The 23,824-nt window shown below is 50.8% G+C and carries 17 protein-coding genes, 17 tRNA genes and 2 rRNA genes; 4 read left to right on the top strand and 32 right to left on the bottom strand.

Features of this window, described 5'->3' with window-relative positions; translation table 11 throughout:
* Positions 1 to 330: 330 nt before the first annotated feature.
* The 7 genes from nagZ to DFQ00_RS28020 all read right to left on the bottom strand — a co-directional run bounded on the left by nagZ (position 331) and on the right by DFQ00_RS28020 (position 8,680).
* Positions 331 to 2,082: a beta-N-acetylhexosaminidase gene (gene nagZ / locus DFQ00_RS28050; RefSeq protein ID WP_174812203.1), complete on the bottom strand. Its 1,752-nt coding sequence runs from the start codon at positions 2,080 to 2,082 to the stop codon at positions 331 to 333.
* A 168-nt stretch (positions 2,083 to 2,250) separates the two neighbouring features.
* Complete coding sequence (locus tag DFQ00_RS28045) at positions 2,251 to 3,420, bottom strand: exo-beta-N-acetylmuramidase NamZ family protein (protein WP_110899686.1); 1,170 nt, start codon at positions 3,418 to 3,420, stop codon at positions 2,251 to 2,253.
* Complete coding sequence (locus DFQ00_RS28040; protein ID WP_110899685.1) at positions 3,417 to 4,130, bottom strand: hypothetical protein; 714 nt, start codon at positions 4,128 to 4,130, stop codon at positions 3,417 to 3,419. Before DFQ00_RS28040 ends, DFQ00_RS28045 begins: the two co-directional genes overlap by 4 nt.
* Entirely contained in the window at positions 4,114 to 5,247 is a 1,134-nt protein-coding gene (locus tag DFQ00_RS28035) for an ABC transporter ATP-binding protein (protein WP_110899684.1), read from the bottom strand. Before DFQ00_RS28035 ends, DFQ00_RS28040 begins: the two co-directional genes overlap by 17 nt.
* 222 nt (positions 5,248 to 5,469) lie before the next feature.
* A complete protein-coding gene (locus DFQ00_RS28030) occupies positions 5,470 to 6,303 on the bottom strand; it encodes a carbohydrate ABC transporter permease (RefSeq protein ID WP_110899683.1) in 834 nt (277 codons plus the stop codon).
* A 60-nt stretch (positions 6,304 to 6,363) separates the two neighbouring features.
* Entirely contained in the window at positions 6,364 to 7,284 is a 921-nt protein-coding gene (locus DFQ00_RS28025) for a carbohydrate ABC transporter permease (RefSeq protein WP_110899682.1), read from the bottom strand.
* Positions 7,285 to 7,327: 43 nt separating this feature from the next.
* A complete protein-coding gene (locus tag DFQ00_RS28020; protein WP_110899681.1) occupies positions 7,328 to 8,680 on the bottom strand; it encodes an ABC transporter substrate-binding protein in 1,353 nt (450 codons plus the stop codon).
* Positions 8,681 to 9,083: 403 nt separating this feature from the next.
* On the opposite strand from DFQ00_RS28020, the gene DFQ00_RS28015 reads away from it, so the two are divergent.
* Positions 9,084 to 10,091, top strand: coding sequence for a BadF/BadG/BcrA/BcrD ATPase family protein (locus DFQ00_RS28015; protein ID WP_110899680.1), 1,008 nt, complete (start codon positions 9,084 to 9,086; stop codon positions 10,089 to 10,091).
* 22 nt (positions 10,092 to 10,113) lie between these two features.
* The gene (murQ, locus tag DFQ00_RS28010) at positions 10,114 to 11,019 is read left to right on the top strand and encodes an N-acetylmuramic acid 6-phosphate etherase (protein ID WP_110899679.1); all 906 of its coding nucleotides are present in this window, start codon (positions 10,114 to 10,116) and stop codon (positions 11,017 to 11,019) included.
* A gap of 192 nt (positions 11,020 to 11,211) precedes the next feature.
* Here the strand turns inward: murQ and DFQ00_RS28005 are convergent, their stop codons facing one another.
* The 6 genes from DFQ00_RS28005 to DFQ00_RS27980 form a co-directional block, all read right to left on the bottom strand.
* Positions 11,212 to 12,051, bottom strand: a complete 840-nt coding sequence (locus DFQ00_RS28005) for a MurR/RpiR family transcriptional regulator (protein WP_110899690.1) — start codon at positions 12,049 to 12,051, stop codon at positions 11,212 to 11,214.
* A gap of 111 nt (positions 12,052 to 12,162) precedes the next feature.
* Entirely contained in the window at positions 12,163 to 13,407 is a 1,245-nt protein-coding gene (locus DFQ00_RS28000; RefSeq protein WP_244214020.1) for an anhydro-N-acetylmuramic acid kinase, read from the bottom strand.
* 398 nt (positions 13,408 to 13,805) lie between these two features.
* Positions 13,806 to 15,302, bottom strand: coding sequence for an MBL fold metallo-hydrolase (locus DFQ00_RS27995; protein WP_110899678.1), 1,497 nt, complete (start codon positions 15,300 to 15,302; stop codon positions 13,806 to 13,808).
* The gene (locus tag DFQ00_RS27990; RefSeq protein WP_110899677.1) at positions 15,299 to 16,984 is read right to left on the bottom strand and encodes an ABC transporter permease; all 1,686 of its coding nucleotides are present in this window, start codon (positions 16,982 to 16,984) and stop codon (positions 15,299 to 15,301) included. The genes DFQ00_RS27995 and DFQ00_RS27990 overlap by 4 nt, the downstream gene beginning before the upstream one ends.
* Before the next feature lie 77 nt (positions 16,985 to 17,061).
* Positions 17,062 to 18,138, bottom strand: a complete 1,077-nt coding sequence (locus tag DFQ00_RS27985; RefSeq protein WP_110899676.1) for an ABC transporter substrate-binding protein — start codon at positions 18,136 to 18,138, stop codon at positions 17,062 to 17,064.
* Between the two features lie 152 nt (positions 18,139 to 18,290).
* Positions 18,291 to 19,355 carry an ABC transporter ATP-binding protein gene (locus DFQ00_RS27980; protein ID WP_244214019.1) on the bottom strand — a complete coding sequence of 355 codons (1,065 nt, stop codon included), beginning with the start codon at positions 19,353 to 19,355 and terminating at the stop codon, positions 18,291 to 18,293.
* Positions 19,356 to 19,544: 189 nt separating this feature from the next.
* Between DFQ00_RS27980 and DFQ00_RS27975 the strand changes: the two genes are divergently transcribed.
* Both DFQ00_RS27975 and DFQ00_RS27970 read left to right on the top strand, forming a co-directional pair.
* Positions 19,545 to 20,468, top strand: coding sequence for a LysR family transcriptional regulator (locus DFQ00_RS27975; protein WP_110899688.1), 924 nt, complete (start codon positions 19,545 to 19,547; stop codon positions 20,466 to 20,468).
* Positions 20,469 to 20,606: 138 nt separating this feature from the next.
* Complete coding sequence (locus tag DFQ00_RS27970; protein ID WP_244214018.1) at positions 20,607 to 21,467, top strand: hypothetical protein; 861 nt, start codon at positions 20,607 to 20,609, stop codon at positions 21,465 to 21,467.
* 244 nt (positions 21,468 to 21,711) lie between these two features.
* Here the strand turns inward: DFQ00_RS27970 and DFQ00_RS27965 are convergent.
* The 19 genes from DFQ00_RS27965 to DFQ00_RS27875 all read right to left on the bottom strand — a co-directional run.
* Positions 21,712 to 21,782 (bottom strand) — tRNA-Gly (locus tag DFQ00_RS27965).
* Positions 21,783 to 21,794: 12 nt separating this feature from the next.
* A tRNA-Pro gene (locus tag DFQ00_RS27960) sits at positions 21,795 to 21,868 on the bottom strand.
* Positions 21,869 to 21,884: 16 nt separating this feature from the next.
* Positions 21,885 to 21,961, bottom strand: a tRNA-Arg gene (locus DFQ00_RS27955).
* A gap of 7 nt (positions 21,962 to 21,968) precedes the next feature.
* Positions 21,969 to 22,043: transfer RNA gene (locus DFQ00_RS27950), tRNA-Gly, on the bottom strand.
* A gap of 7 nt (positions 22,044 to 22,050) precedes the next feature.
* Positions 22,051 to 22,138 (bottom strand) — tRNA-Leu (locus tag DFQ00_RS27945).
* A gap of 12 nt (positions 22,139 to 22,150) precedes the next feature.
* A tRNA-Lys gene (locus tag DFQ00_RS27940) sits at positions 22,151 to 22,223 on the bottom strand.
* An 8-nt stretch (positions 22,224 to 22,231) separates the two neighbouring features.
* A tRNA-Gln gene (locus tag DFQ00_RS27935) sits at positions 22,232 to 22,306 on the bottom strand.
* 11 nt (positions 22,307 to 22,317) lie between these two features.
* Positions 22,318 to 22,393 (bottom strand) — tRNA-His (locus DFQ00_RS27930).
* 95 nt (positions 22,394 to 22,488) lie between these two features.
* Positions 22,489 to 22,564: transfer RNA gene (locus tag DFQ00_RS27925), tRNA-Thr, on the bottom strand.
* Between the two features lie 123 nt (positions 22,565 to 22,687).
* Positions 22,688 to 22,765: transfer RNA gene (locus tag DFQ00_RS27920), tRNA-Asp, on the bottom strand.
* Between the two features lie 28 nt (positions 22,766 to 22,793).
* Positions 22,794 to 22,867 (bottom strand) — tRNA-Met (locus tag DFQ00_RS27915).
* A gap of 17 nt (positions 22,868 to 22,884) precedes the next feature.
* Positions 22,885 to 22,960: transfer RNA gene (locus DFQ00_RS27910), tRNA-Val, on the bottom strand.
* Between the two features lie 13 nt (positions 22,961 to 22,973).
* Positions 22,974 to 23,045 (bottom strand) — tRNA-Glu (locus tag DFQ00_RS27905).
* Positions 23,046 to 23,059: 14 nt separating this feature from the next.
* A tRNA-Ser gene (locus DFQ00_RS27900) sits at positions 23,060 to 23,151 on the bottom strand.
* A gap of 1 nt (position 23,152) precedes the next feature.
* Positions 23,153 to 23,228 (bottom strand) — tRNA-Asn (locus tag DFQ00_RS27895).
* Between the two features lies 1 nt (position 23,229).
* Positions 23,230 to 23,305: transfer RNA gene (locus tag DFQ00_RS27890), tRNA-Ala, on the bottom strand.
* A 27-nt stretch (positions 23,306 to 23,332) separates the two neighbouring features.
* Positions 23,333 to 23,406 (bottom strand) — tRNA-Ile (locus tag DFQ00_RS27885).
* 55 nt (positions 23,407 to 23,461) lie between these two features.
* Positions 23,462 to 23,578 (bottom strand): 5S ribosomal RNA (gene rrf, locus DFQ00_RS27880).
* Positions 23,579 to 23,729: 151 nt separating this feature from the next.
* Positions 23,730 to 23,824: ribosomal RNA gene (locus DFQ00_RS27875) — 23S ribosomal RNA — on the bottom strand; the annotation flags it as partial.

Here is a 23,824-nt window from a genome sequence, read left to right as displayed (position 1 = left end):
CGAAATTTTTTCTTTGGACACATCTAAACCGATGAATTTTGTGGTAGACTGCATAGTGATAGCTCTCCTTTGCTGTGTAGCTCTGAAATGGTGGTCTTGACACTTTCCATTTTAACCTACGATGCTCAGCAATATGTGGGGGCTATCCTTGTTTACGTTCATCATAGCTAGAATCTATCGTTTAGAAATCGAAGAATGAGAACGAACTTGCGAATGTTCAATATTACGAGGCTGAACCAGAACCAGAATCACAGACAATACAAAGGGACAAAGCCGCAAGAGCTTCGTCCCTTTGTTCTTCTTATGTGAACCCGCCAAGTTACTTGGTTACTACACGACCTCCAGCGAGACCGGAAGTTTCCCCTCAAACGGGATGTGCCCCATCATTGCTTTGGCTACACTGCTCATGGCAAGCGGGCGGCTCTCGTATGCTGCGATATACGTCTGCACATCAGGAAGCTTTTGCAGATCGTACGGACTGCGGAGCGCTACCACAGCCAGTGGTTTTCCAAGCTGCCGGACCCAGCCAATCAATCGACATTGCGGGTCGCCGGAAGGACTGCCTGCATTATACGTGCCAACCACAATCTGCTTGACATCCTCCGCTTCTGCGGCCTGAAGCAGCCGTGCTGAGGAGATGGCAATTTCATCCGCTGCTACCATCAGGTCCACCACATCCAGACCTTGGGCAGACAACGCCGCTCCAAGAGTTGCCACTCCATCCAACTGTTCGTCCGCAATACTTGTCACCTCTGCCGCTACAGTGATTACCAATGTTCGCTCTTTTTTCAGCGGCAGCATATCCCTTGTGTCCCTGACGAGTGTAATGCTCTTTTCACTAATTCGCCGGGCTACCTCATGATGCATCGGATCATTGCGCCGAAACAGAGCAGATGCGGACGCTGAGGTACTCCGGTGCTCCGTAACGGGTACTGGCTCCATATCGAGCACTCGCTCCATCACGGATCGTTGTTCCTCATCGCTATGTAGCTCAGCTGCATTCCCCGACTGTCTGACAGGCACTGCGCTACTTTCCATCTCCAGAAGCCCGCGCTTCGCTTTGTATGTCAGCAGTCGTTTCACCGACTCGTTGATTCTGCGCTCACTGATCCGCCCGCTATCCACTGCTCCCATCAAAGCCTCAAAGGCTTGCATCTGCAGCTCTGCCGTATGACTGATCAGCACCATATCTGCGCCCGCTTCAACGGCCAGCACCGCTGCATCGACAGTGCCATAGTGAACCGCAATTGCATTCATCTCCATACAATCGGTCACAATCATGCCTTCATATCCAAGCTCCTTACGCAGCAGCCCGGTTAATACAGCATGGGACAACGTAACGGGCAGACGCTCTGGCTCCAGTGCCGGAAAATAAATGTGAGCAGACATCATTGCATCAGTGCCCTCCGCAACTGCTGCACGAAATGGTGCAAGCTCCACCTGATCGACTCGCGCCCTGTCATGGGTAATCACGGGAAGATCCAGATGAGAGTCTGTATCCGTATCGCCATGACCCGGAAAATGCTTGGCCGTAGCGGCTATACCCGCATTCTGAAAGCCTGCAATTGTCGCTGCACCAAACTCGGCAACCGCTTCCGGCGACTCCCCGAAGGAACGCACACCAATGACCGGATTGTTCGCGTTATTATTAACATCAAGCACAGGTGCAAAATTCATGTTGATGCCCATTGATCTTAGCTCCATTCCACTGATACGCGCCGCCTCATAGGCATCCTGCCGCGATCCGGCAGCAGCAATAGCCATCTGTCCCGGCATCAGAGCGATGCCCTGTGTAATCCGGGCTACCATGCCGCCCTCCTGATCAATGGCTACCCAGAGCGGCACATTGCCACTGGCCTGTGCTATGTCTTGAAGCCCGCTCGACAGCCGCTCGACCTGCTCAGGTGAAACGACATTCCTTGCAAAATAAACGACGCCACCCATCGGGTAACCCCGAAGCAGCTTTTCTACCTCGTCCTTCGGCTCGGTTCCGTGAAATCCGCATAACAGCATCTGTCCAATTTTGTCACGCAGGCTCATCTGCCCAAGTCTCTGCTTCACCGTATCTTTCAAGCTACGCATACATGCCCTCCTCTCATGAACATCAACATCAATCCTTCACCTTATCTTGTCTATACTCTCCAATACTCTCTTATACTCTTCTTTACTTATTCATGATCTACTCTATGTTCCTATCCCCGTTCTTTCCCATGTAACTCTGCCTGGTGCGAACCTGTTCCTCTAAATCCTCTAATCGTATATCAAAAAAGGTTCCCGGCGTTCCCGCCATACCTGCTCCTGCTCACGCCAAACCGCCATCAAACGGGATAAGCGTCCTTCGTCACCAATGAACTCACGAACCTCGGTACCCCCGGTAAGCAAATCAATAAAATATCTGGAGCCCGTACGCGGAGGTTCAAGCCACTCAAACTGCTCTGCATACCCCGCTGCTATCTCATGTAAAAGCAGCAGACCCGTTTCGACTGAACGAAATTGCTTCTCATCCGTAACAAATATCCGCACTCCCCCACACAGCTCGCCTGCATGCTTGGAAAAGGCCGGAGTCATATACATCGGGTGAAAATGAACTCCCTTCAATTCATATGCCTGCATCGCATCTGCCAGCTGCTCACCGTGGAGCCACGGAGCACCAATCCATTCAAAGGGCCTCGTCGTGCCCCGGCCCTCTGATACGTTAGTGCCTTCAAACAGACATGTTCCTGCATATGCACGCACCGTATCTACTGTAGGCATATTGGGAGAAGGCATCATCCAGGGCAGCCCTGTCTCTGCAAAAGTCATCCTGCGCCGCCAGCCCTCCATAGCCATCACCTCTACCAAGCAAGACTTAGGATGCTCGGTATTGACGAGCAGAGCCAGCTCACCAATGGTCATGCCGGTACGAATTGAGGTTGTCCATGCACCTACGAACGATTCGTATCCGTCGTTCAATATACCACCCTCGACCTCTATTCCGCCCAGCGGATTGGGACGATCCAATACCAGCAACCGTTTCCCTGCCTCGGCGCACGCTTCCATCATCTGAAATAATGTGGAGGCATAGGTATAATACCGCACACCCACGTCCTGAATATCAAATAATATGGTGTCCACATCAGCCAGCATGGAGGGCAACGGTTTTTTATGTGCACCATACAGACTATATACAGGGATGCCATAACGAGGATGCACCGAATCTGCAAAAGGTACACCCGCCTGCAGCTCACCAGTCAGTCCATGCTCGCATGCGAACAAGGCCGTCAGCCTGACATCCGCAAGACCTGCACATACATCCACCGTAGAGACAAAATCTGCCGTGATGCCCGTCGGATTAGTCACAAGGCCAATACGAGTACCACCGGATAACCAGGGATGCACGCCTCCTTCAGCAAGCACATCAACTCCCGTTTTCACCCTCATGATACATGACCTTCACTTAGCCAGCCTGCTTGCTGATGCTCGTTGCCGCTGGATAGAACAGCCTCTTCCTCCGGTTCAATCAGGTTGAATGTAACCTTATGCTGATAGATCGCGAACATACCTGCAAACAAAGCTCCGAATCCCACAACCGTCAGCATAAGTAATGCCGTAAGGCACACCGCTTGGAAACAAGCCGCAACCGTATAGCCCGGATAACGGAAAAACAGCTTCACACTTTCGCCCATGGCTTGAAGCGTACCCATTCCCCTTTGCAGAACAAGCTGCCAGGTGTAGAACTGTGAGATCAGCGCCAGAATGACAAAGAACGTCTGAAACATGCCCACCGCCATACCCGCCATGCCACCTTGTCCGCCATAATACCACCAGGTTGACCAGAGGATGAAACCAAGCACCGCAAACAGAAGACCTGTCACACCACCGGGCAATAATCCCTTCAACGTGCCTTCCCACATATCGCGCAGTCCATTCCGGCGTTCTTTCCGCTCTAGCCGATGATGCACTGCATAACTGACACCAAACAGGAGCGGCATATAGATGACAGCCAGCAGCAGCACAGCGAGCGGGATCGGGGCAAACATTAGAATGGGAACGAGCACAACCGAGCTGCCCACGCTGTACAATGCCACCGGAATAATATCGCGATAGATCTCCACCCCTGATTTGACCAGCACTTCACTCAGCTTTCGCATAGCTGTTCTCCTCTCGACCAATCGCCATCTCGGTTTCCGGGTCAAAAAAGTGAGCTTTGCGCATATCCAGCACAAAGGTTTTGTCCATGCCCACGTACGCATGGGTCTCTGGATGAACCTTGGCGGTTACGGTCCGGCTTCCGATATGGAAGTAAACCAGGTTCTCTGACCCGAGATGCTCCACGACCTGTACACGTGCCTGAAGCATATGGTCCTGCGGAATATTGGGTGCTACATCGTCGCCAAAAATATGCTCTGGACGCATCCCGAGAATGACCCGTTTGCCTTGATACGCGCTTAATCGTTGCAAAACATCATCTGACAGTGTAAAGGACGCACCCTCCACCTTGACCTGTGTGCCTTCAATATGTGCATCAATAAAGTTCATGGCCGGCGAGCCGATAAATCCGGCTACAAACATATTGCGCGGGCTGGCATACAGCTCCTTCGGTGATGCTACCTGCTGAATGTCTCCATGGTTCATCACGACAATCCGCTCCCCGAGCGTCATCGCCTCCACCTGATCATGTGTAACATATACAATGGTGGCGCCCAGCCTTTTATGCAGCTCGCCCAGCTCCACCCGCATCTGCACACGCAGCTTAGCATCCAGGTTGGAGAGCGGCTCATCAAACAGGAACACCTGCGGATCACGAACAATAGCCCGTCCTACAGCGACACGCTGGCGTTGCCCGCCGGACAACTCACGTGGCTTGCGCTCCAGCATAGCCTCCAGGCCCAGAATGGAAGCCGCATTTCTCACCTGCTCGTCAATATACGACTTCGGTTTCTTCAGATTTTTCAGACCAAAGGACAGATTCTCCCGAATGGTCATGTGCGGATATAGCGCATAATCCTGAAAGACCATCGCGATATCCCGATCCTTGGGATGCAGATCATTCACGATGCGATCCCCGATGACGATATCGCCACTGGTTTGTTTTTCAAGCCCGGCGATCATCCGCAGTGAGGTCGTTTTACCGCAGCCCGAAGGACCGACAAATACGACAAACTCCTTATCCTCTATAACAAAGTCCGAACCGGCGACTGCCGTGAACGTTCCTTTATGGTCGTCTTTGAACTCTTTGCGCACTTGGCGAAACTCCACGCGTGCCATAGGTTGATCCCCCTTTTACATTGTCACTTTCCCGGAATGGCCTGCATTATATAAGCTGAACTACAGATTTTACACAATCCCACTCCGATGACAGAACAGCCTTCCAATCAGGTTTTTTCCGTCCTCTCCGTTCATGTGTAAATGAATAGTTCAACAGATATAGATGTACATCAAATATACGACCGGCAGGCACTTGACCACTGTCAACATTCGCTTATCCAACTACCCCTTCACCGCACCAATCGTAATGCCTTGCAGGAAGTACCGCTGAAGTGAGAAGAACAGAATAATCATCGGCAAAGCGCCGATCGTTGCTCCTGCCATCATGGCACCAAAGTCGGTCGATTCGGCGAAAACAAACGACGCCAGACCCACCTGCACCGTGCGCATTTCATTCGAATTGGTAATGAGGAATGGCCAGAAAAATTCGTTCCACGAGGCAACAAACGTGAAAATTGCCAGCACCGCTATTCCTGGCTTCGCCATCGGCAGAATAACCTTCCAGAAGATGCCGAATTCACTGCAAGCATCAATTCGGGCGGCGTGAATGAGCGAAGTCGGCAGGGTGGACATAAACTGCTTCATCAGAAAGATATTGCCTACACTGACCGCTGCCGGCAAAATAATTGCAATATACGTGTCGCCCAGGTCAAATACGTTGACCATCAGAATGTATAGCGGAATCAGCGTGACCTGTGCAGGAATCATCATCGTACCCAGCAGTACCCAGAATACGGCCTGACTGCCCGGAAATTTCAATTTGGCAAATGCATATCCCGCCAGCGAAGCGAAGAATACATTGGTCACTGTCAAAATAACCGAGATCAGTAACGAGTTATAGAGCCATCGCCATGCATCCGTTTTGGCAAAAAAACGTTCATATGGCGACAGGGAGAGCTGCTCTGGAATCATCTGTGGTTTAAACGAAGCCGACATCGTTGTATCCTGAACAGACCCAACCAGCATCCAGTACATCGGAATAATGGTGATCAGTGCCCAGATTGCCAGCAGAACGGATGCGATGACAAGCAGCATCTTTTTTCGTGTTGATTTCATACGTTGAATTCACCCCCGGATGCCTAATGAAAGCCATATTTAACACGTCATACTTCATCTTTAATACTCGATATCACTGGAGAAATACTTGAATTGAAGGACGGAGATAACAATAATAATGACCGCCAGCACAAAGGATTGTGCCGAAGCCAGTCCGAACTCGTAGAATTTGAAGGCCGTCTCATAGATCAGATACGCAATGGTAGTCGTTGCAAAGTTCGGCCCGCCCTGGGTCATCAAATATACGGAGATAAACACCTGAAATGAAGTAATGACCCCCGTTACGAGCAGATAGAGTGTGGTCGGCTTCAAGAGAGGCCACGTAATTTTACTGAATTGTGTCCAGCCACTTGCATGGTCGATATCCGCTGCCTCATACAGTGACTTCGGAATGCCACCCATCGCAGCAAGATACAGAATTATTCCCGCACCATGCGATCCAAGCCAGTTCATCAGAATGAGTGAAAAGAGGGCTGTGCCCGACTGACCAAGCCAGATCACCGGGTCGAGACCGAAGAAACCGAGGAAGCGGTTAAGCAGACCTGCATCCGTAGGATCAAAGATCGCCAGCCATACGATGGAGATGGTCACACCCGACGCTACCGCGGGCAGGTACAGGGTGGCTTTGAAGAACGTTTGCCATTTGCTTTTCATCTGAAAGATGAAATACGACAGCACAAATGTAATCAGGATGTTGACAGGTACCGTTCCCACCGTGAAAATGACCGTATTTTTGATCGACTTCCAGAAGGTTTCGTCCTTCACCAGACGTTCATAATTATCGAGTCCTACCCACGTGGAGTTCATAATGTTGTATTTCTGAAAGCTCATGACCAGAGCCGTTAACACGGGATACAGTGTAAAAATGAGAAACAGCAGGACAGGCGCCAAAATAAACAAATACGCCCACCCGTAATCTCGCCAGAACCGGACAACCCGGGAATTCCGGGGTGCAGGCTCCGGCGCAAGGGCGGTCTGCATGGCGAATCCTCCTCTCCGAATCAATGTGTCACTACGAAGTTAGTTATTGTGCAAACATTTGCTGACCTTTGCTCTTGAAGTCTTCCGCAATCTGCTCCGGTGTTTTCTCACCTGAGAACAGTGCCTGAATATTAGGTTTTACTACTTGCTCCTTGAACTGCTTCTGCTGTGAAGCCTTGTCGATATCCAGCTTGAGCACAACCGGCATGGCAATGTGTTTTGCCATCTCCTGGGCTGCATCCAGATTGAACTGCTGCCCCAGCTCCTTGCCTTTGAACAGATCAGCTTGAGATTGTCTCACAAAGGGAAGGGCCAGCTCGTTAGCCGAGTTACCCGCTTTGGCCCCGCTCAGCGCCTCCATGACGAGGAATGTATTTTTGGCATGCTGCTCGCCCTTGTCCTTCTTCTGTTTAAAGGCTACATACCCTTCCCCGCCCATGGTTGTTGCCGCAGGCTGATTGTCATTGTGCGGCACTGGCAGCAATACAAAATCAATCTTCTCTCCCTGCACCTTGCCTGCATCAATATCTTTGTTGCGGTTCTGAATCATGACATCATAATAAGGAATTGCCTTCGAAATAATCGCCGTTTCACCTGCATAGAACATCTCTGTACGTTTGGCCGGAGCAAGTGCCGCCGTTTCCTTCGGCATATAGCCCTGATCCATCAGGTTTTTGATAAAAGAGAGCGTGTCCAGAATGCGTCCATCATTCCACTGGAATTTTCCACTATCGTCCAGCACATCAATCATGCCATTGTTACGTGATAACATTTCAATAAAATCGAGGGACGTACCGTCTGTCACCAGTGCATACTGTTTACTTCCGTTATCCAACGTTTTGGTCAGCTTGGCAGCCGCTTCGTTAAACTCGGACCAGGTCCAGCCATTTTTCTGAATAGCCTGCCAGTCGATACCTGCTTCCTCAAGAATACGTTTGTTACCGCCCCAAGCCCATTGGAACTGATAGAGAGGCAGTCCGTACTGTTTCCCTTGAATCTGTCCAAGCTCCAGCGTGCCTGGCATGTAGTCCTCTTTGATCTCAGGAGTCAGATAACTGTCCAGCTCCAGTGCCAGCCCGGTATTCACATACGTACCATCCACACTATGGAAGTAGAGATCGGGCGGATTACCCGCGTTCAAAGCGACATCGAATTTTTTGGGGCCTTCAGCCCAGGAGAGCATTTCCGTTTTCACAGTAATATTGGGGTGTTGCTTATTGAAGTCGGCTATCAAGTCCTTCAGATCATCCTCATATGTTCCATGGACCGGGTATGTCCACACCGTTACTGTGTCATTGGCATCAGGATCATTCGTTGCCGCCCCGCCTTTGTTACCGCAAGCTGTGATCCAAACCATCATTAACACCATTGCCAAAACAAGACCCTTCCTCTTCATACCCTTCATCTCCTTTGCGTGTCGTCTTCTTTCCATGCCTCTCATAACGATTCCTTACGGAAGACTCTTTACGATGCTTACTAAATAAGTCATCTGGCGATTCTTCTGGCCTATTCTTAACAATGCCCCTCTGATGCCCCCTGCTACTTCTTCCATCCCCACACCAGCGCTGTGTAGCTAAGCACGAAACCCGGAACCTGCACCTCCTTGAAGATCGACCTGTTTGCTCGCCAAGGTCTAATCCTATTAAATGCAACGTTGACGTTAGTTTACATAACATCAATCGTATTGAATCCTTCCAAAATTGTTGATTGAATTCATTATATGAGCTGTAAAATAAAAATTCAATAATAATTTTTGTTATAAAATTTAATTTTACTTTTTCACATTCAGCCTCTATACTATGAAAAAAAAGAAAAAAAGTCCTAACGAGGTGAGCACGTTGCGAGTATACGCAGGAATTGATGGAGGCGGTACCAAAACTGATGCAGCAATCATTTCTGAACATGGCGACATTCTGGCAGTAGCCAGCGGCAGCGCGACGAATCCGCATAGTGTGCCGCCTCAAGAAGCCATAACCGAGCTGCTTCGTATCCTGGATCTTCTATTTTCCTCGCGTATGGATTATTTGTCTCATTGTGAATCTATATGTCTTGGGATGTCAGGTATTGCTGAGGATAAGGAGCGGGAATGGATTACTACTCACGTTCATGACTATATGATTAAAAAGAAAAATTCGGCTGGCAACAGTAGCACCTGTGCAGTCTGGGTAGTTACAGAGGGTGAAATCGCACTGATGGCTGCTCTTGGTCAACCGCACGGTCTACTCGCCATATCCGGTACGGGCTCCATCATATACGGCATTACGCCGGAAGGTAAGGTGCACAGGACAGGCGGATGGGGGCATCTGCTTGGAGATGAGGGGAGCGGCTATCGGATCGGGCAGCGGACATTGCAAGCGGTCATGCAGAGCCATGATGGTATGCTGCCTCCAACGGTGCTGACCTCGCTGGTGCAGCATGAACTGCATATCCGCCATGTCCCCGACCTAAAGCATCTCGTCTATCAACCTGACTGGACCAAATCCAGCACAGCCTCCATGGCTCGTCTGACGATTGAGGCCGCTTCTGCCGGAGACAAGACCGCCAGTGCTATTCTCATGGATGAAGCTCGCCAACTCGCAAATACAGCCCAAGCGCTCATCCGGCAGTGCGTTTCCTTCTACACGGCTCCTATGGCACTTTCCGGGTCAATATTCCGCCACTCAGCTCTGTTTCGAGATACGTTCGTGCAACAGCTTCATGACATATACGATTCACAGCAGGTTGTTTATCTGGAAGATGCCCCTGCTCCGGCAGTAGGTGCAGCTCAGCTGGCAAGACATAAACGGCACTTGGCTGAATCAAGCTAAACAAGATAAGGAGGGCTTACGGATGAATCATACGCTTAACTCATTAGTGACGGAACAGCCTAACCCGCAGACAGATCATATTGATCAGCTGCCTTCAGTAGAGATTATGGAATTGATCAATCGCGAGGATCGACAGATTGGCGAGCTGATTCAGCCGCTGATTCCAGTCATTGCTCAAGCAGCCGATCAGATTGTAGCTCGCTTTCAAAGCGGAGGAAGATTGTTCTATGTAGGTGCGGGCACAAGTGGGCGGCTAGGGATTCTGGACGCATCAGAATGCCCACCCACTTATGGCACTCCGCCTTCCATGGTACAGGGCATTATTGCTGGCGGATTTCGAGCGGTTAAAGATCCGGTCGAAGGTGCGGAAGACAGTGAAGAAGCCGGGGGAATTGATCTGGAGGAGCACGGACTGAATGCAAACGATATTGTCGTTGGCATTGCGGCCAGCGGACGCACTCCCTATGTACTCGGAGCGATGAAATACGCCCGTCAGATTGGTGCCGGGGTGATTGGGATCAGCAATAATCCAGGTACTCCCATGAGCACACTGGCAGATGTAAGCATTGAAGCAGTCATGGGGCCAGAAGTGGTGATGGGGTCTACCCGTATGAAAGCCGGCACCGCGCAGAAAATGATTCTGAACATGCTGACCACAACGGCGATGATCCGTATGGGCAAGGTGTATCGCAATTTTATGGTCGATCTGAATCCGTCCAATGAAAAGCTCGTACACCGCGCGAAACGCATGATCCAGCTGGCCACCGGAGCGAAGGAAGGCGAGATTGAGCATGCCTTCGCCGCAGCAGATGGGCATGTCAAAACGGCCATCGTGATGCTGATGGCTGATGTCGATGCAATCGAGGCCGCACGTCGACTGGAGCATGCAGACGGTTTTGTACGCCATGCCATTATCGGCTCGGGCTGATCGTTTAGTGCAAATAGGCGCTATTCGGGCGTCGACAAGCTGTTACAGGATGAGAGGAGTCATGCCAGCAGGCGGGGCTTCTCTTGTTTTATTTTCCCCCAGTATACCTGCGCTTCTCATCAAAAAAATCCCTGATGCATATCTCTGCAAGGGATTCTCATGTTTACTTTTGGCACACGGTGAACCCGTCGTTCACTTATGCTCCAGAATAGCCTGTCTGCTCTTCTCCAAATACTGCACCGACTGATTATAATCCCGGCTCGCGATAGCCAGGTACAGAATGTCGATGACGTTCAGCTGGGCAATACGTGAAGAGGTAGCTCCGCTGCGAATATCACTTTCTGTCGATGTAATCATCAGAGGAACATCCGCTAGACTGCTGAGCGTATTATTGCCCCACTTGGTAATGCTGATCGTAGCTGCGCCGCCTTCACGAGCATGCTTCAGGCAGGAGATCACATTGGAGGTCTCCCCGGAATACGAGATGCATACGACGGCATCATCCTCCCGCAGCGTCGTTGCAGATGAGATCTGCATGTGTGGATCGGCGAACGAAAAGCTGGTCCGATTAATCCGCATGAACTTGTAATGTGCATCCAGCGCAATCAGATTGGAGGCCCCTACGCCGTAGAAAAAAATCCGTTTGGCCTCATGCAGAAGGTTCACTGCCTGCTCCACAAGACTTGGGTCGAGAATATGAACCGTATCCTTAACGGACTGAATATTGTTGGTGGACACATGCTGGATAATGCTCTCGATCGAGTCCTGAGGACGAATCTCCGTATATTGATATTGCTCACTCGTCTGTAAATCGCCCGCAATCTTGAGCTTCAGCTCCTGAAAGCCAGCTACACCGAGTGATTTGCACAGACGAATAATCGCTGCCGGACTGCCCCCGCTTCGTTCAGACAGCTGTGCAACAGATGACTGCACCGTCTCTTGGGGGTGTTCAAGGATGTAAGCCCCGATCTTTCGTTCCGACGGAGTCAGATCATCCAGTAATGCGCGTAAACGTACAAGTCCACCTTTCATGCCTTCCATCCGCTCCTCCTTTCCGTACTGTATCTTTGTACATGCATTTTATCCTATATTAATGGCCGCGTCTAATCTGAAATCAAGTGCTCATCGGCAATTCAGTTGTCACTACAGAGTCAGATGTCCCGATATGACCCCATGTGCTGCCCCTGTCACACCTGGAAGTGTATTCACTCTGCCCATCAGGGCCTCATGCCCCAGCAGCGCAAACCCCATCGCTTCTCTGGCATCATCGGGAACACCGTAATCCGCCGTACGCTCCAGACGTATCGCTTCCGGCAGTCTTTGCCGAATCATCTGCATGAGCGTGTTGTTGGATGTACCGCCACCGCAGGTGAGCATTGCCGAGATTGATGTCTTAGGCAACACAAAATCCTCCACAGCACGCACAATGGTCTCTGCTGTCAGCCAGGTCGCGGTGGCCAACAGATCGTCCAGCGACAATGAGCGTGCTGTTGCAAATTCCATTATCCGCTTGGCATAATCCGCACCATAAACTTCACGACCGGTGCTCTTGGGAGGCTGCCGCCGAAAATATTCATCATTCAGGCAATATTCGGCTAGCTCCAGATGCACGCTGCCCTTGGCTGCGATGCTCCCGTTGGGATCGTAATGCTGCCTTCCTTCCGTGGCATGCCGAACCAGCGCATCCATCACCATATTGCCTGGCCCCGTGTCAAAAGCCGATACATTCGCATCCGATGACACTGCCGGAAGTACAGTCACATTGCCGATACCGCCAATATTTTGCACAAGGCGTCCCTCCGAAGCACTACGGAACATCAACGCATCTGCATAAGGTGTCAGCGGTGCTCCTTCTCCGCCTGCCGCCATATCTCTGGCACGCAGATTGCCAATGACGGGCAACCCGGTACGCTCTCTCACTACAGCACATTCACCAATCTGCAGGGTAGAGCTTACCTCCAGACTTCCGCTACCCGACGGGCTTGGGAAAGCAGAAGGCACAGGCGCATGCCAGATTGTCTGTCCATGCATGCTGATCATATCCACCTGCCGGCTCGATATTCCGGCAGAGTGTAACAACTCTTGTACACTCTGTGCGTACCATTCCGATACACCGAAATGGGCGGTCGTCAGTTCATCTACACGCGCTGTTTCTGGAGAGCAGAGACGCATCAGAACCTCTCTAAGCTCATTCGTATACGGTGTACAGATAAAATCAACCAGCTCCAGCCGCTGCATCGCTCCGCGCTCATCGGTCTGTATATGCACCAGTGCTGCATCCGTTCCGTCCAGCGATGTGCCTGACATCAGTCCGACCACCAGATGCTCCCGTTTAGAACGATATTTCTCCCACATCGGATAACTGCCGATCTCCCTGTGTTCAGCCATATGGTTTGCCAGCCTTCCCTGGACCGGATGCTTCCCCTGCCCCGTCCTGCTCATATTTCACTCAGTATATGATATTAAATTTTACAAGTCAATTATATTATGAAATTTAATTACACTCCCGCATACGACCACAGATCACCTGACACGTTACCTTCCACGCAATACATCTCGAAGCTTTACAGATAATCCAGCGCAATGAAAATAAGAATAGTCCAGCATGATGAGATCAGAAGTATTGTGATTCAATAAAACAGAAGCCCTGCGTTCCGAATAGCCCTGCCGCTATCCATTAGCAGAGATTTCGGGCATAGCAAAAAAAGGCGCACGAAGCGCCTTTTCGACCTGTCCACACGTGTTCCCGTGTCCGGAACAGACATTAATCCCCTTTAAAGCATTCTTCAGAACATTAATTCATCACCAGGAGATAACAGCGCAATATGCTCGGTGTCGGCTTTGTCTGGCCTTGGTCGAACATGTCCACCCAGCAGACCTGCTCTCAGTCGTTCCGTCTCAGCATAATCTGTATGCACAAGCACGTTGTGCCGGGCTGTTATCTGCTTCATCATATGCTCAACATCCTGCCAGCCTTGATGCACCTTATAGCGAACTTTTTGGACTTGGCATATCCCGAATTGCTGCGGGTTTTCAAGCAGTTGATAAGCGAATGTACCTCGAGCCGTATGTCCAGTGAGCAGAATCATATTGTTCACATCAGACGCCCACTCTCCATAATACCAGCGCGCGAGCGAGGACTGCATCATACCATCCGGTATAAACCAGATCGAGGCTCCATCCTGTTCAAGCCATTCCGAACGCTCCTCAGCAGTGCCGACCCTATTCCAGCCTTCCCCACTTAGAAACTTCGAAATTCTCTCAGCGGCCACACAACCTGTCATCCACTCCTCCTGCTCTATAAGCCAGTCAGGCGCGCTTTGCAGCTGCTCCATGCCTTCTACAAGCTTCTGCTCTACAATCAACGACACATCAGGAAAGCGTTGCTGTGTCCACAGAATCAGCTCCTGTCCTCGTCCTACGGCTGGCACAGGCAGAAGCACCTTGCCCCCGCAGTGAAGCACTTTGGAAATGACCCGCTCCAGCTGCCGCAGTTTGTCTGCCTGTGTGTCCCGGTCCGTGCCATAGGCAGCATCTATGATTGCCAGATCAAGCTGTGCTGATGGCAGGGAAGAGCTAACCGTGTTCTCTTCCGTTCGCTCTCCCTCCGTGTATTGCATACCTTTAATCCCTCCGTGTGAGACCCGAGAGATCCGGGGAACCGTAGAAACCGAAACAGGTTCTTGTTTCCACGCTCTATGCTGTTGCTCCCGATCCGCCTGTCTGAAACCTTCTGCCACATCGTCTGCCTGTAACAGCATAGACTCCGAGGTATAATCGCCAGAGTACAGTATACGCTTGCCCTCCATCTCCAGCCCGAACCAGACCGATCCAGCCAGATGCCCACTGCGGCCCCAGATTAACGATAAACCGGGCAACAATTCAAACCAGCACCCACGCTTGGCCTGATCCTCCAGATATTGATAGCGAATACGCTGCTCATCAGATTCATCATAAGGCAGAATATGACCTGCACGTTCCATATTGTTACGCCATGCTCGGAAATACGTTGTAAGCTGCTCTTTAGTCTCGCGTGTGGTCCACACTTCCCCTTGATAACCCAGCTTATAGAGCAAAGGAATAGCCACAGAGTGATCCTCATGAGCATGAGACAACAGCACCGCATCCAGTTTCGGCACAACCTCCGGTTCGATGAGCGGATATTCGCCGCTGCCCTCTTTTTTCACACCACAATCCAGCAGCAGCCGATATTGACTCCCGCTAAGCAAATAGGCGGAACGTCCGTGCTCGCCCGCACCGCCCCATACGTTCAATTTGATCATGATGCATTCCACTTTCTCTTCGAATTCAGCCCTTCAATCCCCAGGAGCATCAGCACCGTCATGCCTACGGTCACGACAGCCATCGCCATACCAAGCGACACCTGACCCTGTTCAAATTGGGCAAAAATATACGTCGCCGACGTCTGCATCGACGGCGGAAGAATCAGGAGTGAGCCAACGAGCTCCCTCGTCGCAATCGTAAACGTCATCATCCAGCCCGCCAGCATGCCAGGCAGGATCAGCGGAACAAGGATGCGCCGCAGAATATACAGCGGCTTCCCGCCAAACACCTGACCCGCCTGGAACAATGTACCGTCAATCTGGGTGAAGCTTGATTTTACATATTGCACAGTATACGGCAGGAACAGCACAACATAGGTGAGCACCACCATACCGTACGTGTTGTATAGCGTCACGGGCATCCATGGCGAGTTCCAGAACAGGATCAGACCGACCACCATAACGATGCCTGGTACCGTGTTGGGCAGCAGACTGAACAGGTCAATGACCCGTTGCATGAACGAAGATGATCTGCCAATCGCCAGTGCAAACCCCGTACCTATGATCACCGCCACTGTCGAAGCCGCCAGAGATAATCCCAGACTGTTCCCGATCGCCTTCATGCTCACTGACCCCCAGGACAATAGCTCCCGGTAATGCTCCAGTGTCAGATTGTCCAGCGCCAGACCGGCTCCCCGCAGCTTCATCGTAGAAGCCGCAATGATCGAGAAATACGGAATGCCGATCGACAGGATCAACAGAACTGCCAGATATGCACCACACACCCAGCCCGTCCAGCCGCGTAAGGAGTAGCGCTTGGAACGTTGCCCTTTACCGCCTACCAGACGATACGTGAACCTGCGGCTGATTGCAGATTGCATATACCACATCACCAGACAGACGGACAGCAGTACGGATGCAAGCGAGGTAGCCTTTCCGAAATCAATCGGCCAACTGGAGATATATTTGTGAATTTCAGAAGTCATGACATAATAGCCAATCTTGCGTCCAAAGGTCGCAGGGGTACCGAATTCCGCAATCGTTTTGACAAAAACAAGCATGATTCCCATCCCGTAAGACGAGAGCAGCAAGGGTAAAATAATACGTCTGAACCTGTACCCTGCACGGGCACCATGCACGGCTCCCGCTTCTTCCAGATTGCCACCGATGCGGATTAATGCATCCCTTAGCAGCAAATACAGGAACGGAAACAGGTGTAGACTCATAATCATCACCATTCCCCAGAAGCTGAAGAACAGCTCACTCCAGTTCGCGGACGAAGGCAACCATTGCTGAAGATACCCTCCCTTTTGCATAAACAGAATCCATCCCATGGAGCCGATATACGGCGGGGTCATGAACGGAATCATCAGAATGACATCCACCCAGCGATGCTCGCCCATCCGGGTTTTTGCCATCATCCAGGCGAGCGGCAATGCAAGCAGAGTTGTAACTGCCACCACGCAGATGCCTAACCAGACAGAATTCAGCAGCACACCCGATAGATGATGCCCGGTAATGGTGCGAATCGGTGCCATCCAATCCCATTTCCCGTTCGGGTACACACTTTGCCAGAAGATCAGCAAGAGCGGCACCCCTATGCTGATCGTTAGCAGAAAGAGGGCCAGAATCACGCCCACTCTCCGAAACAACCGATAATTATCCACTACAACAGGTTTCACTACGCTCACCTCACATGACTTTCCACGTCAAGACAGCAGAATCTCCTGTTGCCTACCGTTTCTGTAATTGTGTTCACTTATTTAAAGGTTTCGGAGAAGCGTGCTGCGCTCTCATCGCCATGCTCGCTCATCCATGTCCAGTCCACCTTCAACTGTGGAATATCCTTCACATTCGCACGGTTTGTCGCTTCGATATCCTCACGTCCCGGAATCAGGTATGCATTCGCGACCAGCTTCTGTGCCTCATCCGATAACAGGTAATCTATAAATGCTTTCGCATTCTCTACGTTTGGACTGGATTTCAGAATGGCTGCCGGTCTTGGGCTAATCACGGTGCCTTCTTCAGGGTAGACGATATCCAGCGGTTCGCCTTTGGCTTTTGCAGAATACGCCATATAATCCACACCTGCTGCTACGATGCTTTTTGCACCCGTAATTACGGGATCAAGTGCTTCCTGATTCGCTCCAGCCATAGCGACACCATTTACTTTGTATGAGTTAAACAGATCCCATCCTTTTTCACCGTTGGCACTCAGGTACCCTGTGATGAAATCCAGTGCGGAGCCCGATAATGTCGGATCAGGAATATTTACTGCATCCTTCCAGGCTGGTGTTGCCAGATCAGCCCAGCTTTTGGGCGGTGTAGTCACCAGTTTAGTGTTATATACGATGCCCAGTGCCGATGCACTGCTGCTAAAATAGTTGCCATCCGCATCTGACCAATCCTTGTTCAGCTTGTCCGCATTCGCCGCTTCCGGGTAAGGAAGGGTGAGTCCGTCTGCCTTGAGCGCTTGTGCCGAAGGCAGAGAGGCAAGGATTACAACGTCCGCGACCGGATTCGCTTTCTCCGCTTCCATACGGGCCAGAATTTTGCCTGTTGTGCCCTGGAACATCTCCACCTCAATGCCTGTTTTGGCTGTAAATCCGTTCACGATATTGTCGGCCAGCTTCTGCGGGCCCGCACTGTACAACACCAGCTTGCCACCTGCTGGTTTGCTCGTATTATCCGCTGCTGCCGCTGTATTCCCTTCCCCCGCAGGCTGCGCTGCATTTCCATTCGTTGTGTTCCCTGTGCTGCACCCGAACAAGCTGATACTCATTACTGCTGTTAATAGAAGTGTTGCACTCTTTTTACGTGATTTCATACCGAACATGTCTATGCCATCTCCCTTTTATGGATAGTAGAATCGTTTACAAGATACTGAATCGGTTTAATCTTTCTATCTCCATATATGCTCATCACGTCCATGAACATATGAATTAAGCCGCTTTGCACAAATAGTTAGCTGTAACGACACCTTTTTTTCTAGTGCGCGGCAGCAACCACTTCTCGCTGTTTCCTACCAGAGCTCTGATTCATATCGTGCTGTTGATCCGGCTTTGAACTGCCAACCTTCTGTTGCTGACCCTGCATCCGACAGATTCGTTCTGGCAATACATAGAGCTGCACTCTTTCCCCGACGCGTACTCTTTGGTTGGCATACGCCGTCCACACACCTAATCCTTCCATCTGTACACGTACCTCGTAGCGCTCTCCTACATAACTCACACTCAGGATGCTTCCAAGGTAGCCGAGATCGTCATGGCCTGTTTTGTTCCAGGTCACATGCTCCGGCCGAACCATGGATGCATCAGGCGAGAGCCAGTTAGATTTTCCGATAAACGACGCGACATAGGGGTCACTTGGCGCGGAATAGATCGTTTCCGGGGTACCTTTTTGCAAAATCCGCCCCTTCTGCATCACCACAATCTCATCCGACATTGACATCGCCTCAATCTGATCATGCGTCACATACAGGGCAGTCAGTCCCATATCCCGCACCAGTGACATCATCTCTATTCGCATCTCTTCCCGAAGCACCGCATCCAGTGCACTGAGCGGCTCATCAAACAGAATCACACCCGGCTTCACCGCTACCGCTCTGGCAAAAGCAACCCGCTGTTGCTGTCCACCTGACAGCTGATGTGGATACCGATCCTCCATGCCTTGCAGACGAACCATGCCGAGTGCTTCATTCACTTGTTGCTGCAGATCGGATTTCCGTTTACCCGCCTTCAGGCCGAAGGCTACATTTTCGTATACCGTCATATGCGGCCATAATGCAAAATCCTGAAACACCATGCCCAGATTGCGCTTGTGTGTCGGCGTATCCATCCGCTTTGCCGCAGAATAGATGTACTCCCCATCCGCACGAATCTCCCCCGCATCCGGCTGTTCCAGACCGGCGATGATGCGAAGCAGTGTCGTTTTGCCGCAGCCCGAGGGACCGAGCAAGGTGGTGAATTTGCCGTGTTCAAGCGTCAGATCGGTGGGCAGTAGTGCAGGCGTTTGATGAAATGATTTTTGAACTCCTGTTAACTCCAGCTTCATAAGCATCCCTGCCTGTCCTCATGTACTGATCTCATGTGCGTCTCTCTTGCACTGTTCTCAGTCTAACGTCCGCTTTCGCAAGTTGTTTGTCATGTTTGTAAAAAGGGAATTAACTTTTTAGATGAATTCTGTTGATGTTCATAGATTAAATCTATAGAGGAGGATGCAACAATTAGAGGAGTGGATGATGTGAACCTCATTAAATTGCAAATTGTCGAGCTGATCGACAAACATCATCATATGACAAGTGTAGCCCAGATTCTGGGCATCAAGCAGCCTACCGTCACTTTTCATATGAAATCGTTGGAGGAAGAGATGGGAGTACGTTTATTCGAATCCCGTAGCGGCAAAACGTTCCTGACCGAAGCTGGACAAGCTTTGCTTCATTATTGCATCAAAATCAACGCGTTGACCCAAGAGGCTCGCCGTGTAGTCAAGGAATACGACAGCCTATACCGGGGCACGCTCCATATTGGAGCAAGTTATGTTCCGGCTACGTATCTGTTACCCGTCATGCTGAACACCTTTTCTCAGGAGTTTCCTGGCATTCGAATGGTGTTGTCTGTCAAACCGGCCCCGGTCATCCGCGAGATGGTCATTCGGCATCAGCTGGATCTGGGCATCATCTCGTCCGAGCCATTTGTTGGGCCTGTCCTTCACACGGAGACACTCTGCGAGGATGATCTTGTGCTGATCTGCTCTCCACAGCATGGGTTAGCACATAAGCAGTCTCTGCAGCCCGAACATATCGCGCAGGTTCCTTTTGCGTTACACGGGGATGAGTCCAGTACGCGCAGGCTGACCAACCAATGGCTGGCTCAGCACGATGTCCGACTACGGAGTACAGTTGAGATGGATTCCCTAGAGGCCATTAAACAGCTCGTATTACTCGGCGGTCACATCTCCTTTATGTCTCGAATGGCAGTGCTGTCGGAGGAACGGCAAGGGGCCATTCAGGTGCTTCCCATTCCAGGAGATCAGGCACCGCGCCATATCTACATTGTACACAACAAGGATCGCCATCCTTCTGTCCAGGTTAACCGTTTCAAGGAAGTGCTGCGCGAGGTTATTGGCATAGGAACTGCTCCTTTGCCGCCTGAGTCTATCGGTTGAACCTATATTAACTATCGCTGTCCATTCAAAAAATCTATGCAGGGTTAACGTAATGTGCGCTCCCCGTTAATCGCGCTCACATTCTCGGACGGTAAAGTGGGGGCTGTACGTTAATCCAGATTAGGAGAGTGATTGGTTTTGAAAAAGTGGAAAAAAATAACCGCCTCGTTGATGCTCAGCATCGTCACCTTGGGAAGTGGACTGACATTTCTGGAGGCACCCCCAGCCTCGGCCGCTGCCAATGCCGTTCCCTCTTATGAAGTGAAGTTTCTGGCGAAGCCTGAGCTCGTCCTAAGCAACGATGGCACACCGCGCAGCGAAGTCATTCAAACCCTTGGCCTGAACTCCGCACCACACAGCATCACTGTAGAGTACTTTGATACCCATGCGCTTGGGCTGGATGCACAAGGATGGAATGTTCGTTTCCGCAAAAAAGATAATAAAAACAACTACGAGCTGACGTACAAAAAACGTTATCCTGTCATTAACGGAGATATCAACGCAGCACTGACACTTGCGAATCAAGAGGGCTTCGATCAATCGGATGATAACTACGAGGCTGAAATTGACTGGGGATATAACAAACAAACCCTGAGCTTTTCCAACACGAAAAAAGTAGACGCCAAAACCAGTGGCACACCGCTGCCTTCAGAAAAAGAAGCCTTGAACCTACTGCTCGACAAGCTTCCGGGTAAATTGAAAAACTGGTCTGCCTCCAACTGGGGCAAACAGCAGCTTACACAGGCTCGTGCCTATGGCCCAATCACCTTCCATCGGTATGAAGGCGCATGGAACGGCCAGGAGCTTACCCTTGAGGTATGGCCTATTCGCAACGCATCGGGTACAGGCACCGAAAATGTGGTCGAGGTTTCCTTCAAAACAACAGATTCATCTGCTGTATCCGGTCTACGCAGCCAATTGATGCAAGTGCTGCAGAACAAGAACTGGCTGATCCCGGCCGATGGCCTGAAAACACAGACCATTCTAGAGCGGTATTAACGCAAAAAATAGCCTGTTATCAAAGTAACCCATTAAAGACGAAAAGCCCCTTTCTGTTGCGTAGAAAGGGGCTTTTCGTCCCACCTCTATATAAACCGAACCTGCACTGAGCTAATAGGTTTTGAAGCAATTCCTGAAATATTGCTATCAACAAATGCTCTTCATACAACGTTAGCAATTATCGCCGCTAAAATATAACACAAAAAAAGCCCTGCATTCTGCAAGGCTCTTGAGGGAACATATAAGCGGGTGATGGGAATCGAACCCACGCTATTAGCTTGGAAGGCTAAAGTTCTACCATTGAACTACACCCGCATAAACAAAAAATCGGGATGACACGATTTGAACATGCGACCCCCTGGTCCCAAACCAGGTGCTCTACCAAGCTGAGCTACATCCCGATATGAAAGAAAATAATGGCGCGCCCTGAGAGATTCGAACTCCCGGCCTTTTGATTCGTAGTCAAACGCTCTATCCAGCTGAGCTAAGGGCGCATATATTTGGAGCGGAAGACGGGAATCGAACCCGCGACCCTCGCCTTGGCAAGGCGATGCTCTACCGCTGAGCCACTTCCGCAAATATATGGTGCGGTCGAGAGGACTCGAACCTCCACGGGGGGTTAGCCCACACGGACCTGAACCGTGCGCGTCTGCCAATTCCGCCACGACCGCAAAATATGAAAGTGAGTCATGAAGGATTCGAACCTTCGACACCCTGATTAAAAGTCAGGTGCTCTACCAACTGAGCTAATGACTCATAGTAAATGGCTGGGGATATAGGATTTGAACCTATGCATGACGGAGTCAAAGTCCGTTGCCTTACCGCTTGGCTAATCCCCATTAAGAAACTATGGGGCGATCGAGGGGAATTGAACCCCCGAATGCCGGATCCACAAACCGGTGCGTTAACCACTTCGCCACGATCGCCATAAGGTAAAATTCGGTGTTGCATGAGTATTTCAGTATAACCCTCAGAGTATATATTATACACTCTGCAAACCTTAAATTGCAAAATAATAAAATGGTGCCGGCGAGAGGACTTGAACCCCCAACCTACTGATTACAAGTCAGTTGCTCTACCAGTTGAGCTACACCGGCAAGGTGTTAATGGCGGAACCGACGGGATACTCTCACTTCGTTCGAGACTGCGAAGCAGATGCTCTCGAAGTGTATGCTCCGACGAACCCAAAACCGGATTCTCATCCCTGAAGCATATATAAATGGCGGAACCGACGGGATTCGAACCCGCGATCTCCTGCGTGACAGGCAGGCATGTTAGGCCAACTACACCACGGTTCCAGATCACTTTCCGTGAAGAAAGCCTCAATTGCGGGGGCAGGATTTGAACCTGCGGCCTTCGGGTTATGAGCCCGACGAGCTACCGGGCTGCTCCACCCCGCGTCATTAGAAAAGATATATGGTGGAGGCTGAGGGGATCGAACCCCCGACCCTCTGCTTGTAAGGCAGATGCTCTCCCAGCTGAGCTAAGCCTCCATAGGTATTGCTATGACCCGTAGGGGATTCGAACCCCTGTTACCTCCGTGAAAGGGAGGTGTCTTAACCCCTTGACCAACGGGCCATGCTAAAATATTGTGGCGGAGAGAGAGGGATTCGAACCCTCGAGACGCTTGTGACGCCTACACGATTTCCAATCGTGCTCCTTCGGCCAGCTCGGACACCTCTCCATGGCTCCCCGAACAGGACTCGAACCTGTGACAACTCGATTAACAGTCGAGTGCTCTACCAACTGAGCTATCAGGGAATGGTGGAGCCAAGCGGGATCGAACCGCTGACCTCCTGCTTGCAAGGCAGGCGCTCTCCCAGCTGAGCTATGGCCCCATACATCTGTTACTTATTAAGTTACTATGGGCCTTGGTGGACTCGAACCACCGGCCTCACCCTTATCAGAGGTGCGCTCTAACCAACTGAGCTAAAGGCCCGCATTATATCCCATATCCCTACTGAGGGGGCAAAAAAAATACCCCAAAGGGAATCGCTTGGCGGCGTCCTACTCTCCCAGGACCCTGCGGTCCAAGTACCATCGGCGCTAGAGGGCTTAACGGTCGTGTTCGGGATGGGTACGTGTGGAACCCCTCCGCCATCGCCACCAAACGCGATTGGATTGAAGTTATCTTCTTTCCATATCCATTAGAGAACTGAAAATCATACATACACTCGGTGATGTACCAATTTTCACTTCGTTCAGAGTGTTGTTCTCTGAAAACTAGATTCGAAACGAAACTCACGCTCATTAGCTTGCTATTTGGATAAGCCCTCGACCGATTAGTACTGGTCAGCTCCATGCATTGCTGCACTTCCACCCCCAGCCTATCTACCTCGTCGTCTTCAAGGGGTCTT

Origin of the sequence: Paenibacillus barcinonensis, from assembly GCF_003217495.1 — a bacterium.
Lineage (GTDB): Bacteria > Bacillota > Bacilli > Paenibacillales > Paenibacillaceae > Paenibacillus > Paenibacillus barcinonensis.
Note: the sequence above shows the minus strand (reverse complement) of the source record. Positions and strands in the feature narration are given on the sequence as shown.

Excerpts from the sequence above, each read along its gene's own strand:
- DFQ00_RS28000 (WP_244214020.1), bottom strand. The coding sequence starts at position 13,407 with ATGGCTGAACACAGGGAGATCGGCAGTTATCCGATGTGGGAGAAATAT.
- nagZ (WP_174812203.1), bottom strand. The coding sequence starts at position 2,082 with ATGCGTAGCTTGAAAGATACGGTGAAGCAGAGACTTGGGCAGATGAGC.
- murQ (WP_110899679.1), top strand. The coding sequence starts at position 10,114 with ATGAATCATACGCTTAACTCATTAGTGACGGAACAGCCTAACCCGCAG.
- DFQ00_RS28005 (WP_110899690.1), bottom strand. The coding sequence starts at position 12,051 with ATGAAAGGTGGACTTGTACGTTTACGCGCATTACTGGATGATCTGACT.
- DFQ00_RS28025 (WP_110899682.1), bottom strand. The coding sequence starts at position 7,284 with ATGCAGACCGCCCTTGCGCCGGAGCCTGCACCCCGGAATTCCCGGGTT.
- DFQ00_RS27980 (WP_244214019.1), bottom strand. The coding sequence starts at position 19,355 with ATGAAGCTGGAGTTAACAGGAGTTCAAAAATCATTTCATCAAACGCCT.
- DFQ00_RS28040 (WP_110899685.1), bottom strand. The coding sequence starts at position 4,130 with ATGCGAAAGCTGAGTGAAGTGCTGGTCAAATCAGGGGTGGAGATCTAT.
- DFQ00_RS28020 (WP_110899681.1), bottom strand. The coding sequence starts at position 8,680 with ATGAAGAGGAAGGGTCTTGTTTTGGCAATGGTGTTAATGATGGTTTGG.
- DFQ00_RS27995 (WP_110899678.1), bottom strand. The coding sequence starts at position 15,302 with ATGATCAAATTGAACGTATGGGGCGGTGCGGGCGAGCACGGACGTTCC.
- DFQ00_RS28045 (WP_110899686.1), bottom strand. The coding sequence starts at position 3,420 with ATGAGGGTGAAAACGGGAGTTGATGTGCTTGCTGAAGGAGGCGTGCAT.
- DFQ00_RS27985 (WP_110899676.1), bottom strand. The coding sequence starts at position 18,138 with ATGTTCGGTATGAAATCACGTAAAAAGAGTGCAACACTTCTATTAACA.
- DFQ00_RS28015 (WP_110899680.1), top strand. The coding sequence starts at position 9,084 with ATGAAAAAAAAGAAAAAAAGTCCTAACGAGGTGAGCACGTTGCGAGTA.
- DFQ00_RS28035 (WP_110899684.1), bottom strand. The coding sequence starts at position 5,247 with ATGGCACGCGTGGAGTTTCGCCAAGTGCGCAAAGAGTTCAAAGACGAC.
- DFQ00_RS28030 (WP_110899683.1), bottom strand. The coding sequence starts at position 6,303 with ATGAAATCAACACGAAAAAAGATGCTGCTTGTCATCGCATCCGTTCTG.